Source organism: Aquitalea sp. FJL05, from assembly GCF_003852595.1.
Lineage (GTDB): Bacteria > Pseudomonadota > Gammaproteobacteria > Burkholderiales > Chromobacteriaceae > Aquitalea > Aquitalea aquatilis.
In genome coordinates this window covers 210658-225934 of the sequence record NZ_QAJS01000006.1, presented here as the reverse complement: position 1 = coordinate 225934, position 15277 = coordinate 210658, and the positions used below count along the sequence as shown (strand labels likewise).

Below are 15277 nucleotides of genomic sequence, written 5' to 3'. Positions count from 1 at the left end.
GGGCAGCAGGCAGGTGATTTTTGCTAGAATTTCCAGATCATATTGCCCTGCAGCATCGGGCAGCATGATGTTCAGTATTGAGAGGGACCACCCGGTTTTTACAAGGGCGGACCTTTCAGGCGGGCTTCCAGACAGGGGCCCGGAGATAACCACTTGGTTCAAATACATCCAAGGAAGCCATATGCAGAAGCAACGACCGAAGCACCTGGATCTGGCCACGATCAGACTGCCCATCCCGGGTATTGTCTCGATCCTGCACCGGGTCAGTGGTGTGGCGCTCTTCTTTTCCCTCCCGCTGTTGATCTACCTCCTTCATGGTTCGCTCAGTTCAGCAGAGTCCTTTGAAACCTACCGTGCCGTAGTCGCGCATCCGCTGATGAAGATCATCCTCATCGGCTTGTTGTGGGCCTACATGCATCACTTCTGTGCCGGTATTCGTTTCCTGTTCCTGGATATCCACAAGGGTCTGGAACTGCAAACTGCCCGTGCTACCGCCAAGACTGTGGTGGTGGTTAGCCTGGCCCTGACTCTGATTCTGGGAGTAGCTCTATGGTAAACCGCTCTGTCATCGGCGCTCACTACGGTTTGCGCGACTGGGTCATGCAGCGCGTGACGGCCACCATCATGGTGATCTATACCGTAGCTCTGGCGCTGTTCCTGCTGACCATGCCGTCCAGCTATGCAGGCTGGAAAGACTTCTTCGCACAAACCTGGGTGCAAGTGCTGACCCAGACCACCCTGCTGGCAGTCTTCCTGCACGTATGGGTTGGTATTCGCGATGTGTGGATGGACTACATCAAGCCCACCGGCCTGCGTCTGACGCTGCATGCCTTCACCATCGTGTGGCTTGTGTCCTGTTTCATCTATTCCGTTAAAGTTGTCTGGGGGCTGTAATGGGCGTACCTGTTCGTCATTTTGATGCAGTAATCGTTGGCGCAGGTGGTGCCGGCATGCGTGCCGCCCTGCAGCTGTCCGAAGCTGGCCTGAAGACTGCCGTACTGTCCAAGGTATTCCCCACCCGCTCCCACACCGTGGCAGCACAGGGCGGTGTATCCGCCTCGCTGGGTAACTCCGAGGAAGATCACTGGCACTGGCATATGTACGACACCGTCAAGGGGTCGGACTGGCTGGGCGACCAGGATGCCATCGAATTCATGTGCCGCGAGGCACCGAAGGTCGTGACCGAGCTGGAACACTTCGGCATGCCGTTCGACCGTAACGCTGATGGCACCATCTACCAGCGTCCGTTTGGCGGTCACATGTCCAACTTCGGTGAAAAGCCGGTGCGTCGCGCCTGTGCTGCCGCCGACCGTACCGGTCATGCCATGCTGCACGCGCTGTATCAGCGCAATGTGCGCGCCAACACCCATTTCTTTGTGGAATGGATGGCGCTGGACCTGATTCGCGACGCCGACGGCAATGTGCAGGGCGTGATCGCCATGGAAATGGAAACCTCGGAAATCGTGGTATTCCAGGCCAAGGCCACCCTGTTTGCTACTGGCGGTGCCGGTCGTATCTACGCTTCTTCCACCAATGCCTTCATCAATACCGGTGATGGCCTGGGTATGGCCGCTCGTGCCGGCATCCCGCTGGAAGACATGGAATTCTGGCAGTTCCACCCCACCGGCGTGGCCGGTGCTGGTGTGCTGATTACCGAAGGCGTACGTGGTGAAGGCGGCATTCTGCGCAACAGCGAAGGTGAGCGCTTCATGGAACGCTATGCACCGAATGCCAAGGATCTGGCTTCGCGTGACGTGGTATCCCGCGCCATGGTGACCGAGATCAACGAAGGTCGTGGTTGCGGCCCGAACAAGGATCACGTGCTGCTGGACATCACTCACCTCGACCCCGAAGTGATCATGTCCAAGCTGCCGGGCATCCGTGAAATCTCGATCAAGTTTGCCGGTGTTGACCCGATCAAGGCGCCGATTCCGGTCGTGCCGACCTGCCACTATCAGATGGGCGGCATCCCCACCAACTACCACGGTGAAGTGGTGGTAGGCGGCAAGCCGGTAAACGGTTTCTATGCTGCTGGCGAATGTGCTTGTGCATCGGTACACGGTGCCAACCGTCTGGGTACCAACTCCCTGCTCGACCTGCTGGTATTCGGCAAGAGCTCGGCCAATTCGATGATCGACTTCATCAAGCAACAACCGCTGGAGCTGCCGGATCTGGCCACGTCCGATGTTGAGCGTTCCGTCGCTCGCGTTGAGCGCCTGAACAAGCAGACCAATGGCGTTGCCGTGAACGATGCCCGTACCGCCATGCAGCGCACCATGCAGGCGCACTGCGGTGTGTTCCGCTTCAAGGACATGCTGGCACAAGGTGTTGAGAAAATTCTGGAAGTGGAAAAGATGGTTCAACAGACCGAAATTTCCGACCAATCCAGCGTATTCAACATGGCGCGTATCGAAGCCCTGGAGCTGGAAAACCTGATCGAAGTGGCCAAGGCCACCATGATCTCGGCCAATGCCCGTACCGAATCCCGTGGTGCCCACGTGCGTGACGATGCGCCGGATACTGCCGAAACGCCGAATGGTCGTGACGATGCCAACTGGCTGAAGCACACCCTGTGGTCGCGCGATGGCAACCGTCTGGAATACAAGCCGGTGAACATGCAGCCGCTGACTGTCGACACCATCGCTCTGAAGACCCGTTCCTACTAAGGGCTTGAACAAGATGACTACTGAAACCGTCAAATTCCGCATCTACCGTTACGATCCGGACAAGGATGCCAAGCCCTACATGCAGGACATCAGCGTCGAGCTGGATTCCACCGACCGCAAACTGCTGGATGCGCTGACCAAGCTCAAGGTGAAGGACGACACCATCACCTTCCGCCGCTCCTGCCGCGAAGGCGTATGTGGTTCGGATGCCATGAACATCAACGGCAAGAACGGCCTGGCCTGTCTGACCGATTTTCGCGATCTGAAGCAACCGATCGAACTGCGCCCGCTGCCGGGCCTGCCGGTGGTGCGCGACCTGATCGTGGACATGACCCAGTTTTTCAAGCAATACCACTCGATCAAGCCGTATGTGATCAACGACACGCCGCCGCCGGAACGCGAGCGCCTGCAAAGCCCGGAAGACCGCGAAGAGCTGAACGGTCTGTACGAGTGCATTCTGTGCGCCTGCTGCTCCACGTCCTGCCCGTCGTTCTGGTGGAATCCGGACAAATTCGTTGGCCCGGCCGGCCTGCTCGCAGCGTATCGCTTCATTGCCGATACCCGCGACACCGCCATCAACGAGCGTCTGGACAACCTGGAAGATCCCTACCGCCTGTTCCGTTGTCACACCATCATGAATTGTGTTGATGTCTGCCCCAAGGGTCTGAACCCGACCAAGGCCATCGGCAAGATCAAGGACCTGATGGTCAAGCGTGCAGTATGACCGCCTACGATCCGATTGAACTCAAACGGATCCGTTGGCGGTCCCGCCGGGGCTTGCTGGAGCTGGATCTGGTGCTGGAGCGGTTTTTTGCCCAGCGTTTCGATTCACTCTCCCCGGCGGAGATCGACGCCTACAAGCGTATTCTCGATTTGCCCGACACCGATTTTCTGGATGTGGTGAACGGCAAGGCTGACCTGGACGATCCGGAAGAGGCCGCCATCATCGAGATCCTGCGGGCTGTCTGAGCCACAGGATGCAGGGCCCAAAACGATTATTACAACACCACAAAACTGACTGGGAGTATTGCTGTGGAAACCAACCGCAAAGTGACGCTCACTTACAACGAGGGCAAGGACAACCTGGAAATGCCGGTTCTGTCCGGCACTCTGGGTCCGGATGTCGTCGATATCCGTGCCTTCTCCAAAACCGGCATGTTTACCTTTGACCCGGGCTTCCTGGCTACCGCCAGCTGCGAGTCCGCCATCACCTTCATCGACGGTGATCTGGGTCAGCTCTACTACCGCGGCTATCCGATCGAACAGCTGGCAGAAAAGAGCGATTACCTGGAAGTGTGCTACCTGTTGCTGAACGGCGAAATGCCGACTGCCGCACAGCGCAAGGAATTCGAACGTGGCGTGATGCGCCACAACATGCTGCACGATCAGCTGATGAGCCTGTTCAAGGGCTTCCGTCGTGACGCACACCCGATGGCCGTGATGGTGGGTGTGGTAGGTGCGCTGTCTGCCTTCTACCACGACTCGCTGGACATCACCAATCCGGAACACCGTCGCATTTCGGCCCACCGTCTGGTGGCCAAGCTGCCGACCATCGCTGCACAAGCCTACCGCTACAACAAGGGCCTGCCGTTCTCCTACCCGAAGAATGGCCTGACCTATGCGGAAAACTTCCTGCACATGATGTTCTCCACCCCGTGTGAAGAGTACAAGGTGAACCCGGTTCTGGCGCGCGCGCTGGACCGCATCTTCACCCTGCACGCCGATCACGAGCAGAATGCCTCCACCTCCACCGTGCGTCTGGCCGGCTCCTCCGGTGCCAACCCGTTCGCATGTATCGCTGCCGGTATCGCCTGCCTGTGGGGCCCGTCCCACGGTGGTGCCAACGAAGCCGTGCTGAAGATGCTGGACGAAATCGGCAGCGTGGACAACGTGGCCGACTTCATGCAAGGCGTGAAGGACAAGCGTTACAAACTGATGGGCTTCGGCCACCGCGTGTACAAGAACATGGACCCGCGCGCCGCCATCATGAAGACCACTTGCGACGAAGTGCTGAACGAACTGGGCCTGCACAACGATCCGAAGTTCAAGCTGGCCATGGCGCTGGAAAAGATCGCCCTGGAAGATCCGTACTTCATCGAGCGCAAGCTGTACCCGAACGTGGACTTCTACTCGGGTATCGTGCTGTCCGCCATCGGCATTCCGGTATCGATGTTCACTCCGATCTTCGCCCTGGCCCGTACCGTGGGCTGGATCGCGCACTGGAGCGAAATGATCGGTGACCCGGCGATGAAGATCGGCCGTCCGCGTCAGCTGTACACCGGCGCCCCGCGCCGCGATATTGTCGATATCGACAAGCGCTGATCAAGCTGTGACAAGTTGGCCGGACACGTTTCGGCCAACTTTTTAGCCTGTTTAACAGAATACAGTAGCCGGTTTCACGACAGACGCCGACAGAGCGCTGCGGAAAAGAATGGAGACGGATTTGCCCTTCCTCACGAAGGCCCTTCTTGCGTCTTTTCCACAACGCTTTCTCCACGCAGCAATGTAGCCAAACGTAGATACGTACGTAGATAACAAAGGGTCGAATAATGATGCAATCCATGTACAGTCATTCCTACCTGTTCGGTGGGAATGCACCGTTCATCGAGGAACTGTACGAACAGTACCTCGCTGATGCGAATTCGGTTCCAGCCGAATGGCGTGAATACTTCGACAAGCTGGCCCAGGCTCCGGGCGCAGCCGAGCGCGATGTACCCCACATGCCCATCCAGGAATCCTTCATTCAACTGGCCAAGAAACCGGCCAGCGGCCCGCGCAACAGCAGCGGCGGCGAATGGGAAACCATGCAAAAGCAGGTGGGTGTGCTGAAGCTGATTTCGGCCTACCGCGTACTGGGTTCCCGTCAGGCCAACCTCGACCCGCTCAAGCGCATGGATCAGGAAACCTTGCGCGAGCTGGATCCGGTCAAGCATGGCCTGACCGATGCCGACATGGCGGTGCAGTTCAATGTGGGCTCGCTGGTGGCGCCGCAGAAGCTGCCGCTGTCCGACATCCTGTCGCGCCTGAAGCAGACCTACTGCGGCAACATCGGCCTGGAGTTCATGCACATCACCAAGTCGGACGAGAAGCACTGGGTACAGAAGCGCTTTGAAGGCGATCTGTCCACCCCGCGCTACGACGCCGGCAAGAAACTGCGCATCCTCAAGCAGATCACGGCGGCCGAGACCCTGGAACGCTATCTGCATACCAAATACGTTGGCCAGAAACGCTTCTCGCTGGAAGGCGGTGAATCGACCATCGCTGCGCTGGATCACCTGATCCACAACGCCACCTCGGTGGGTGTGCAAGAACTGATCATCGGCATGGCCCACCGTGGCCGTCTGAACGTACTGGTGAACACGCTGGGCAAACAGCCGCGTGACCTGTTCGCCGAATTCGAAGGCAAGGCGGCCCAGCAGATGGCCTCCGGCGACGTGAAGTACCACATGGGTTTCTCCTCCGACATCCCCACGGCCAATGGCCCGATGCACGTGTCGCTGGCGTTCAACCCGTCCCACCTGGAAATCGTCAACCCGGTGGTGGAAGGTTCGGTACGCGCCCGTCAGGATCGTCGCAAGGACAACGAGCGCAAGTGCGCCGTGCCGGTGCTGATCCACGGTGACTCCGCCTTTGGCGGCCTGGGTGTCAACCAGGGTACCTTCAACCTGTCGCAAACCCGTGGCTACGGTACCGGCGGCACCATCCACATCGTGATCAACAACCAGGTTGGCTTCACCACCTCGGATACGCGCGACATGCGTTCCACCCTGTACTGTACCGACGTGGCCAAGATGGTCGAAGCGCCCATCCTGCACGTCAACGGTGATGATCCGGAAGCCGTCTGCTATGTGATGCAGGCTGCGCTGGACTACCGCATGCAGTTCAACAAGGACGTGGTCATCGACCTGGTCTGCTACCGCAAACTGGGCCATAACGAAGGTGATGATCCCTTCCTGACCCAGCCGATGATGTACAAGAAGATTGCCAAGCATCAGGGCGTGCGCGCCATGTATGCCGAGCGTCTGGTACAGGAAGGCGTGCTGAAGGCCGAAGAAGCCGAAGGCATGATCCAGGCCTACCGCGACGCGCTGGACAAGGGCGAGCACGTGGAACAGACCGCGCTCACCAACTACAAGCGCGAACACGCCCTGGACTGGAGCCAGTATCTGGGTACCCACTGGGCACACCCCACCGATACCTCGCTGCCGCGCGCCGACATCCAGCGTCTGACTGAAAAGTTCACCACACTGCCGGAAGGCTTCAAGCTGCACCCCACCGTGCAGAAAGTGCTGGCTGCACGCAAGGCGATGGCTGCCGGTGAACAGAATGCCGACTGGGGCATGGCCGAGACTCTGGCCTACGCCAGTCTGGTGACCAATGGTTTCGGTGTACGCCTGTCCGGTGAAGACTCCGGTCGCGGCACCTTCTCCCATCGCCATGCCGTGCTGCACGACCAGAACCGCGAGCGTTGGGACCAGGGTTCCTACGTACCGCTGCGCAATATGTCGGACAACCAGGCTGATTTCCTGGTGATCGACTCCATCCTCAACGAAGAAGCCGTACTGGCCTACGAATACGGCTATGCCTGTTCCGCTCCGGACCAGCTGGTGATCTGGGAAGCCCAGTTTGGCGACTTCGCCAACGGTGCCCAGGTGGCGATTGACCAGTTCATTTCTTCTGGCGAAACCAAGTGGGGCCGTCTGTGTGGCCTGACCACCATCCTGCCGCACGGCTACGATGGCCAGGGCCCGGAACACTCCTCCGCCCGTCTGGAACGCTGGCTGCAACTGTGCGCCGAGCACAATATGCAGATCGTGATGCCGTCCGAAGCCAGCCAGATGTTCCACATGCTGCGCCGTCAGGTGCTGCGTCCGTATCGCAAGCCGCTGGTGATCTTCCTGTCCAAGCGCCTGCTGCGCTTCAAGGATTCCATGAGCCCGATCGAAGCCTTCACCAACGGCAGCTTCCGCCCGGTGATCGGCGACGCCGTGGTGCAGGATCCGAAGAAGGTGAAGCGCGTCGTGCTGTGTGCCGGTCAGGTGTATTACGACCTGGCGGCTGGCCGCAAAGACAAGGGCGTGGAAGACGAGGTTGCCATCGTGCGTATCGAGCAGTTGTATCCCTTCCCGACCGAGCAGGTAGCCGCCGAACTGGCACGCTTCCCGCAAGCCAAGGAAGTGATGTGGGTGCAGGAAGAGCCGCGTAACCAGGGTGCCTGGTACCAGATTCGCCATCGCCTGGAAGGTCTGCTGAGCGGCAAGCAGTTCTTGTCGTTCGCTGGTCGTCCGTCCTCTGCTTCCCCGGCCGTAGGCTATATGAGCAAGCACGTTGCCCAGCTCAAGTCCTTCGTCGAAGAAGCCATGACGATTGCCAAGTAAGTACACGCCATCACAACGAATGATATGACGGGGGCAGCACCGCAGCTGCCCCGCTCTGGAGAAGAACATGATTATTGAAGTCAAAGTCCCCCAACTGCCTGAGTCCGTTTCCGAAGCCACGCTGATGACCTGGCACAAGAAAGCCGGCGATTTCGTCAATCGCGACGAAAACGTCATCGATCTGGAAACCGACAAGGTCGTGCTGGAACTGCCGGCACCGCAGGCTGGCGTGATTGTTGAAATCATCGAACAAGACGGCGCCACCGTGGTTTCCGGTCAGCTGATCGCCCGTATCGACACCGCCGCCAAGGCAGGTGATGCACCGGCTGCGGTTGCTGCAGCGCCGGCTGTTGCCGCTCCGGCTGCCGTACAAGCTGCTCCGGCCGCTGCACCGGGTGGCGCTGCCATGCCGTCGGCTGCCAAGCTGGCTGCCGAAACCGGCGTCAATCTGGCCAATGTGGCTGGCTCCGGCCGTGACGGCCGTGTGCTGAAAGAAGACGTACAGGCTGCTGCCGCTGCACCGTCGCAAGCTGGTCCGGTACTGGCCCACGCCGGCAACGCCGGTGTTGCCCTGGCCGCCACCCCGGCTGCCGTGAACGTGGCTGCCGTGCTGGGCGATCGTCCGGAACAGAGCGTGCCGATGTCCCGCCTGCGCCAGCGTGTGGCCGAGCGTCTGGTGATGAGCCAGCAGACCAACGCCATCCTCACCACCTTCAACGAAATCAACATGAAGCCGTTGATGGACCTGCGTGCACGCTACAAGGACAAGTTCGAGAAGGAACACGGCGTGAAGCTGGGTTTCATGGGCTTCTTCGTCAAGGCCGTGGTTGCCGCGCTGAAGAAATACCCCATCGTCAATGCTTCGGTTGATGGCAACAACATCATCTACCACGGCTACTTTGACATCGGCGTGGCCGTAGGCAGCCCGCGTGGTCTGGTAGTGCCGGTGATCCGCAATGCTGACCAGCTGAGCCTGGCTGAGATCGAGAAGCAGATCGCCGACTTCGGCAAGCGCGCCCAGGAAGGCAAGCTGACCGTGGAAGAGCTGACCGGCGGTACTTACACCATTTCCAATGGCGGTACTTTCGGTTCCATGATGTCCACCCCCATCATCAACCCGCCGCAATCGGCCATTCTGGGCATGCACGCTACCAAGGAGCGCGCCGTGGTTGAGAATGGTCAAGTTGTTGTGCGCCCGATGATGTACCTTGCCCAGTCGTACGACCACCGCATCATCGATGGTCGCGAAGCGGTACTGAGCCTGGTAGCCATCAAGGACGCCATCGAAGATCCGGCCCGCCTGATCCTCGACCTGTAATAGTTGTTGGCCGCAAGTTGTCTTGCGGCCACTTTGAATAATGTGAACGGAGAAATGATGATTTTGCCTGACTGGCTTTATGCGGTAGCTTCCATCCTGGCCGGTGTGGCCATCGCGGTACTGACCTGGAAGAAGCATCAGCGCGGCATTCGCGAAGACCGCTACAGCCTGGTGGGCAAGCTCATCATCGCCGTGTTCATGATTGCTTTCGGGATCTTGCTGTTCAAGGTCGGCAAGTTCTGATCAAGGAAAATCAATGAGCCAACAGTTTGATGTCGTCGTTATCGGCGGCGGCCCCGGCGGTTATGTGGCTGCCATTCGTGCAGCCCAGCTCGGTTTCAACACCGCTTGCGTGGATGCCTTCAAGAACCCGGAAGGCAAGCCTTCGCTGGGTGGCACCTGCCTGAACGTGGGTTGCATCCCGTCCAAGGCGCTGCTGCAGTCCTCGGAAAACTTCCACGCGGTACAGCACGACTTTGCCAAGCATGGCATCACCGTGTCCGGTGCCAAGATGGACGTGGCCGCCATGCTGGATCGCAAGACCGGCATCATCACCAAGAACGCCGCTGGTATCAGCTTCCTGTTCAAGAAGAACAAGGTCGCCAATATCCACGGTCTGGCTGCGCTGAAAGGCCGCCAGGGCGACAAATGGCTGATTGAAGTGACTGACAACGGCGCGGTGGTTGACACGCTGGAAGCGACCAACGTCATCATCGCCACCGGCTCCAGCCCGCGTCAGCTGCCGGGCCTGGCTACCGACAACCACATGGTGCTGGACAACGAAGGCGCGCTGGCGCTCACCGCTGTACCGAAGCGCCTGGGCGTGATCGGTGCCGGTGTGATCGGCCTGGAAATGGGTAGCGTGTGGAAGCGTCTGGGTGCAGAAGTCACCATCCTGGAAGCCGCACCGACCTTCCTGGCTGCTGCCGACCAGCAGATCGCCAAGGAAGCCTTCAAGACCCTGACCAAGGACACCGGTCTGGACATCAAGCTGGGCGTGAAGATTGGTGAAATCAAGGCCACCAAGAAGCACGTTACCGTTCACTACGAGCTGAACGGCGAAGCCGTGGCTGCTGAATTCGACAAGCTGATCGTGTCCATCGGTCGCGTACCGAACACCGCTGGTCTGGGTGCGGAAGCCGTTGGCCTGCAACTGGACGAGCGTGGTTTTGTTGCCGTGGACGACCACTGCCACAGCAATCTGCCGGGTATCTGGGCGATTGGCGACGTGGTACGTGGCCCGATGCTGGCACACAAGGCTTCGGAAGAAGGCGTTGCGGTGGCAGAGCGTATCGCCGGCCAGAAGCCGCACGTCGATTTCGGCGTGATTCCGTGGGTGATCTACACCTCGCCGGAAATCGCCTGGGTGGGCAAGACCGAAGAACAGCTCAAGGCTGAAGGCATCGAATACAAGAAGGGTACTTCCGGTTTCGCTGCCAACGGTCGCGCGCTGGGCCTGGGTCAGGCGCAGGGTACGGTCAAGATCCTGGCCGATGCCAAGACCGACCGCATCCTCGGCCTGCACATGATCGGCCCGATGGTGTCCGAGCTGGTGACCGAAGGCGTGGTATCGATGGAGTTCAAGGCCGCCAGTGAAGATCTGGCGCGCATCGTGCACGCCCATCCGAGTCTGTCGGAAGTGGTGCACGAAGCCGCACTGGCTGCCGACAAGCGCGCATTGCACGGCTAATTGCCGTGGGGCCGTGTACAATTCACACGGCCCGAAAGAGGGTATGGGGTAGGACCTGCCGCGAGAACAGGTTCGCCCCGATACATTAGGGTTGAGGAAGCGACCAAGGAATAGAGACGTTGGCCAGACAGGGCCCCGCCATCATTTCCACCGAAAGGAAACCATAGATGAACCTGCACGAATACCAAGCGAAAGAGCTGCTGGCCAAATACGGCTTGCCGGTACAACAGGGCATTCTGGCCACCACGCCGGAAGAAGCCGCTGCCGCTTATGACAAACTGGGCGGCAAGTTTGCCGTCGTCAAGGCCCAGGTGCATGCCGGTGGCCGTGGCAAGGCCGGTGGTGTCAAAGTGGTGAAGAGCCGCGAAGAAGCCGCTGAAGTTGCCAAGAGCCTGATCGGTATCAATCTGGTGACCTACCAGACCGACGCCGCTGGCCAGCCGGTCAACAGCGTGTTGGTGTGCGAAGACATGTACCCGGTACAGCGTGAACTGTACCTGGGCGCCGTAGTGGACCGTGGCAGCCAGCGCGTTGTGTTCATGGTCTCCACCGAAGGCGGCGTGGAAATCGAAAAAGTAGCCGAAGAAACCCCGGAAAAGATCATCAAGATCGAAATCAACCCGCTGGTGGGCATGCAGCCCTTCCAGGCGCGTGATGCCGCCTTTGCCCTGGGTCTGTCCGGTTCGCAAATCGCTGCTTTCAGCAAGCTGATGCTGGGTGCTTACCAGGCTTTCGTGGAAAACGATTTCGCCCTGTTCGAAGTCAACCCGCTGGCGCTGCGTGAAAACGGCGAACTGGCCTGCGTTGATGGCAAGATCAACCTGGACTCCAACGCCCTTTACCGTCACCCGGCCCTGCTGGCACAACGCGACAAGTCGCAGGAAAACGAACGTGAAGTGAAAGCTTCCGAATTCGACCTGAACTACGTGGCGCTGGAAGGCAATATCGGCTGCATGGTAAACGGCGCTGGCCTGGCCATGGCCACCATGGACATCATCAAGCTGAAGGGTGGCCAGCCGGCCAACTTCCTGGACGTGGGTGGTGGTGCCACCAAGGACCGCGTGATTGAAGCCTTCAAGCTGATCCTGGCCGATGATTCGGTCAAGGGCGTGCTGATCAACATCTTCGGCGGCATCGTTCGCTGCGACATGATTGCCGAGGCCATCATCGCCGCCGTGAAGGAAGTAAACGTGACCGTGCCGGTGGTTGTGCGCCTGGAAGGCAACAACGCCGAATTGGGCGCCAAGATTCTGGATGACTCCGGCCTGAAGCTGGTTTCCGCCCAGGGCCTGAACGACGCAGCCGAGAAGATCGTTGCTGCCGTTGCTGCGCTTTAATCACCTGCACCGCATAAGGATTTCAAAATGAGCGTATTGGTAAACAAAGACACCAAAGTGCTGGTGCAAGGTTTCACCGGCAAGAACGGTACCTTCCACGCCGAACAGGCACTGAAGGTTGGCACCAAGGTAGTTGGTGGCGTGACCCCGGGCAAGGGCGGTTCCGAGCATTTGGGCCTGCCGGTGTTCAACACCATGAAGGACGCCGTGCGTCAAACCCAGGCTGATGCCTCGGTCATCTACGTACCGGCAGCTTTTGCCAAGGATTCCATCCTGGAAGCCATCGACAGCGGCGTGAAGCTGATTGTCTGCATCACCGAAGGCGTGCCCACCCTGGACATGCTGTACGTGAAAAAGGCTGTGGACGAAGCCGGCATCCGCCTGATCGGCCCGAACTGCCCGGGTATCATTACCCCGGGTGAGTGCAAGATCGGCATCATGCCGTGGCACATCCACAATCCGGGCCGCATCGGTATCGTGTCCCGTTCCGGCACCCTGACCTACGAAGCCGTGGCACAAACCACCGCGCTGGGTCTGGGTCAGTCCACCTGCATCGGTATCGGCGGCGACCCGATCCCGGGTACCAGCCACATCGACGCCCTGAAACTGTTCCAGGACGATCCGGATACCGACGCCATCGTGATGATCGGTGAAATCGGTGGTACCGCCGAAGAAGAAGCAGCCGAATTTGCCAAGGCCTACGTGACCAAGCCGGTAGTCGGCTACATCGCCGGTGTGACTGCTCCCAAGGGCAAGCGCATGGGCCACGCTGGTGCCATCATCTCTGGCGGCAAGGGTACGGCCGAAGAGAAGTTCAAGGCCTTCGAGCGTGCAGGCATTGCCTACACCCGCAGCCCGGCCGAAATCGGCAAGACCATGTTCGAACTGCTGAAAAGCAAGGGCATGATCTAATCCCTTAGCGGATAGCCGTACACTGAAACGCCACCCTCGGGTGGCGTTTTCTTTTTGCGCTAGAATGCAGCTTTGCCAGTGCCCGCGCTGGCTGAACTGCGCGGCTTCAGCTTGGTCTATCCAGCCCGGCTCCATGATGCAGAAGAAAGGAATGTCATGCGCAAATGGCTATGTCTGCTGGTGTTGCTCACCAGCGCCTGCGGCAGTTTTCCCAGCCGTGAGGGCTATGCCCAGAAGGCTTACTATTGGCAGGGCCGGGATGCCAATGAATTGCTGGCAGTCTGGGGTGCCCCCAGCAAGAGCATGAGCATGCCCAATGGCAACACGCTATATACCTACAGCAAGTCCTATACCCAGCAGCAACCGTATTTTGACAATCGCCGCTTCGAGCCGGGCAGCCGCTTTACCGTGACGGAAAACGGCCAGAGCCGGGTGATCGAAACTCCGGGGCGCTGGGTCTATGACGGCACCAGCGGTGGCGGCATCCAGCACTACAGCTGCACCACCAATTTTGTGGTGAACAGCAAGACCCAGCAGGTGGAGTCAGTCAGCTTTGAGGGTAATGACTGCGTGGCCGTACCGCGCCAGTAAGCCTGCTTACGGCAGCTTCCATTCGCCGCTGCTGCTGAAGGGCAGGCTGGCTACGCCTTGCAAGCCCTCCAGCCGGCCTTGCAACTGGTAGTCGAGCTTGCCCGTGCCATTCACTGCCTTGCCCAGCTGCTTTAGCCAGCTCAGGGTGGAGGTATGGACCCGTACCGTGATCTCGGCTTCGCCCAATGCCGGCACGGCAATCGCCTGATTGCTGAGGCCGCTGGCCAGTCGGTTGCCTGCAACATCCAGATCAAAGCTCAGTCCGCTGGCGCTCAGTGGCAGTGTGTTGGGGTTCTGCAGCCGCAGGGTGACATCGAAGTTCTGTTCCAGCAGGGTGGAGGCGGCCGGATGGATGTCGACCAGGCTGACCTGTGGCTTTTGCAGGCCCAGCGTGCTGCAGCCGACCAGCCACAGGCAAATGAGCAGAGCAAGACATGGTTTCATGTGCATTCCTTGAGTGTTATTGCAGGCCACCCAGTACTTCCTGGGTGACGGCGATCCAGGCGCGGGCCGCATGGGACAGATAGCCGCCTTGCTGCCAGATCAGCGCCAGATGCCAGATCAGCCAGGGGTTGGATACCGGAATCACGTCGTAGAGTTCCCGGTCCAGTCTTTCCACTACCGAACGTGGCAGCAGAGTAACACCCAGCCGCGCGGTAACCAGCTCGACGATAAAGTCCCAGTGTGCGCTGCGGCCAACAATATGCAGCGGCTTGCCCATTTCGTGGAAGGCATGGCTGATGCGGCTGGACAGGGTGAAGTCTTCCGGGTACAGCACGAAGTCCTGGTCGGCGATATCGGGCAGGGTGACCACCGAACGGCCATGCCAGGGCGAGCCGGCCGGTGCCACCAGGCAGAGCGGGTCGCGCACCACGGCAAATTGCTGAAAGATGCTGTTGTCCACCGGCAGCACCGCCACGCCGATTTCCAGTTCGCCGCAACGCACGCTGTTTTCGATGGCCAGCGCGCCGTCTTCCACCATTTTCAGCTCGATGCCGGGATAGCGTTCGCGAAAGGTACTGACCACCGGCGCGAAAAAGGCCACACCCACCATGGGGGGCAGGCCCACCACCAGCTCGCCGCGAGAGAGACCGGCCAGATCGCTCAGCTCGTGCTTGAGCTGGCTCATGGCCGACAGCACATCCAGCCCCCGTTCAAACGCCACCTTGCCAGCATCGCTCAGCCGGAAGCTGCGTCCCTCGCGGATGATCAACGGTGTGCCCAGTTCTTCTTCCAGCTGTTTCACCATCTTGCTGATGGTGGGCTGGGTCACGAACAAGGCTTCCGCTGCCTTGGTGAAACTGTGCCGTTTTACCACTTCGACAAAGTAGCGCAGCGCCCGGACATCCATGATCGATTCCATTTAAGAATGAGTTGGATAATTT

At 59.4% G+C, this 15277-nt stretch carries 15 protein-coding genes; 13 read left to right on the top strand and 2 right to left on the bottom strand.

The features are described from left to right. Positions 1–181 precede the first annotated feature (181 nt). The 13 genes from sdhC (at position 182) to DBR44_RS05780 (ending at position 13892) form a co-directional block, all read left to right on the top strand. Positions 182–556: a succinate dehydrogenase, cytochrome b556 subunit gene (gene sdhC, locus DBR44_RS05840; protein ID WP_045845607.1), complete on the top strand. Its 375-nt coding sequence runs from the start codon at positions 182–184 to the stop codon at positions 554–556. After that, on the top strand, positions 550–894 hold the full coding sequence (sdhD, locus tag DBR44_RS05835; RefSeq protein WP_124642933.1) for a succinate dehydrogenase, hydrophobic membrane anchor protein: 345 nt from the start codon (positions 550–552) through the stop codon (positions 892–894). The genes sdhC and sdhD overlap by 7 nt, the downstream gene beginning before the upstream one ends. Beyond that, positions 894–2666 (top strand): succinate dehydrogenase flavoprotein subunit, encoded by a 1773-nt coding sequence (sdhA, locus tag DBR44_RS05830; RefSeq protein WP_124642931.1) that lies wholly within the window; start codon positions 894–896, stop codon positions 2664–2666. The genes sdhD and sdhA overlap by 1 nt, the downstream gene beginning before the upstream one ends. Before the next feature lie 13 nt (positions 2667–2679). Then, positions 2680–3390 (top strand): succinate dehydrogenase iron-sulfur subunit, encoded by a 711-nt coding sequence (locus DBR44_RS05825; protein WP_045845610.1) that lies wholly within the window; start codon positions 2680–2682, stop codon positions 3388–3390. Beyond that, complete coding sequence (locus tag DBR44_RS05820) at positions 3387–3635, top strand: succinate dehydrogenase assembly factor 2 (protein ID WP_059285416.1); 249 nt, start codon at positions 3387–3389, stop codon at positions 3633–3635. The genes DBR44_RS05825 and DBR44_RS05820 overlap by 4 nt, the downstream gene beginning before the upstream one ends. A gap of 63 nt (positions 3636–3698) precedes the next feature. Continuing rightward, entirely contained in the window at positions 3699–4988 is a 1290-nt protein-coding gene (gene gltA, locus DBR44_RS05815) for a citrate synthase (RefSeq protein ID WP_103524276.1), read from the top strand. Between the two features lie 227 nt (positions 4989–5215). Next, the gene (locus DBR44_RS05810) at positions 5216–8044 is read left to right on the top strand and encodes a 2-oxoglutarate dehydrogenase E1 component (protein ID WP_124642929.1); all 2829 of its coding nucleotides are present in this window, start codon (positions 5216–5218) and stop codon (positions 8042–8044) included. Positions 8045–8111: 67 nt separating this feature from the next. Further along, positions 8112–9362, top strand: coding sequence for a 2-oxoglutarate dehydrogenase complex dihydrolipoyllysine-residue succinyltransferase (gene odhB / locus DBR44_RS05805; protein WP_124642928.1), 1251 nt, complete (start codon positions 8112–8114; stop codon positions 9360–9362). 57 nt (positions 9363–9419) lie between these two features. Further along, on the top strand, positions 9420–9605 hold the full coding sequence (locus DBR44_RS05800) for a hypothetical protein (RefSeq protein WP_103524279.1): 186 nt from the start codon (positions 9420–9422) through the stop codon (positions 9603–9605). Positions 9606–9618: 13 nt separating this feature from the next. Continuing rightward, the gene (gene lpdA, locus DBR44_RS05795) at positions 9619–11052 is read left to right on the top strand and encodes a dihydrolipoyl dehydrogenase (protein ID WP_124642923.1); all 1434 of its coding nucleotides are present in this window, start codon (positions 9619–9621) and stop codon (positions 11050–11052) included. 167 nt (positions 11053–11219) lie between these two features. Next, positions 11220–12389 carry an ADP-forming succinate--CoA ligase subunit beta gene (gene sucC, locus DBR44_RS05790; RefSeq protein WP_103524281.1) on the top strand — a complete coding sequence of 390 codons (1170 nt, stop codon included), beginning with the start codon at positions 11220–11222 and terminating at the stop codon, positions 12387–12389. Positions 12390–12416: 27 nt separating this feature from the next. Further along, entirely contained in the window at positions 12417–13301 is an 885-nt protein-coding gene (gene sucD, locus DBR44_RS05785; RefSeq protein ID WP_103524282.1) for a succinate--CoA ligase subunit alpha, read from the top strand. A 156-nt stretch (positions 13302–13457) separates the two neighbouring features. Then, a complete protein-coding gene (locus DBR44_RS05780; RefSeq protein WP_124642921.1) occupies positions 13458–13892 on the top strand; it encodes a hypothetical protein in 435 nt (144 codons plus the stop codon). 6 nt (positions 13893–13898) lie between these two features. Here the strand turns inward: DBR44_RS05780 and DBR44_RS05775 are convergent, their stop codons facing one another. Both DBR44_RS05775 and DBR44_RS05770 read right to left on the bottom strand, forming a co-directional pair. Beyond that, the gene (locus tag DBR44_RS05775; RefSeq protein ID WP_124642919.1) at positions 13899–14336 is read right to left on the bottom strand and encodes an LEA type 2 family protein; all 438 of its coding nucleotides are present in this window, start codon (positions 14334–14336) and stop codon (positions 13899–13901) included. A gap of 16 nt (positions 14337–14352) precedes the next feature. Beyond that, a complete protein-coding gene (locus tag DBR44_RS05770) occupies positions 14353–15243 on the bottom strand; it encodes a LysR family transcriptional regulator (RefSeq protein WP_124642917.1) in 891 nt (296 codons plus the stop codon). Positions 15244–15277: the final 34 nt, after the last annotated feature.

What these genes read in the sequence shown, in the direction of transcription:
- sdhC (WP_045845607.1), top strand. Translation starts at nt 182, where the DNA reads ATGCAGAAGCAACGACCGAAGCACCTGGATCTGGCCACGATCAGACTG.
- sdhD (WP_124642933.1), top strand. Translation starts at nt 550, where the DNA reads ATGGTAAACCGCTCTGTCATCGGCGCTCACTACGGTTTGCGCGACTGG.
- sdhA (WP_124642931.1), top strand. Translation starts at nt 894, where the DNA reads ATGGGCGTACCTGTTCGTCATTTTGATGCAGTAATCGTTGGCGCAGGT.
- DBR44_RS05825 (WP_045845610.1), top strand. Translation starts at nt 2,680, where the DNA reads ATGACTACTGAAACCGTCAAATTCCGCATCTACCGTTACGATCCGGAC.
- DBR44_RS05820 (WP_059285416.1), top strand. Translation starts at nt 3,387, where the DNA reads ATGACCGCCTACGATCCGATTGAACTCAAACGGATCCGTTGGCGGTCC.
- DBR44_RS05810 (WP_124642929.1), top strand. Translation starts at nt 5,216, where the DNA reads ATGATGCAATCCATGTACAGTCATTCCTACCTGTTCGGTGGGAATGCA.
- odhB (WP_124642928.1), top strand. Translation starts at nt 8,112, where the DNA reads ATGATTATTGAAGTCAAAGTCCCCCAACTGCCTGAGTCCGTTTCCGAA.
- DBR44_RS05800 (WP_103524279.1), top strand. Translation starts at nt 9,420, where the DNA reads ATGATTTTGCCTGACTGGCTTTATGCGGTAGCTTCCATCCTGGCCGGT.
- lpdA (WP_124642923.1), top strand. Translation starts at nt 9,619, where the DNA reads ATGAGCCAACAGTTTGATGTCGTCGTTATCGGCGGCGGCCCCGGCGGT.
- sucC (WP_103524281.1), top strand. Translation starts at nt 11,220, where the DNA reads ATGAACCTGCACGAATACCAAGCGAAAGAGCTGCTGGCCAAATACGGC.
- sucD (WP_103524282.1), top strand. Translation starts at nt 12,417, where the DNA reads ATGAGCGTATTGGTAAACAAAGACACCAAAGTGCTGGTGCAAGGTTTC.
- DBR44_RS05780 (WP_124642921.1), top strand. Translation starts at nt 13,458, where the DNA reads ATGCGCAAATGGCTATGTCTGCTGGTGTTGCTCACCAGCGCCTGCGGC.
- DBR44_RS05775 (WP_124642919.1), bottom strand. Translation starts at nt 14,336, where the DNA reads ATGAAACCATGTCTTGCTCTGCTCATTTGCCTGTGGCTGGTCGGCTGC.
- DBR44_RS05770 (WP_124642917.1), bottom strand. Translation starts at nt 15,243, where the DNA reads ATGGATGTCCGGGCGCTGCGCTACTTTGTCGAAGTGGTAAAACGGCAC.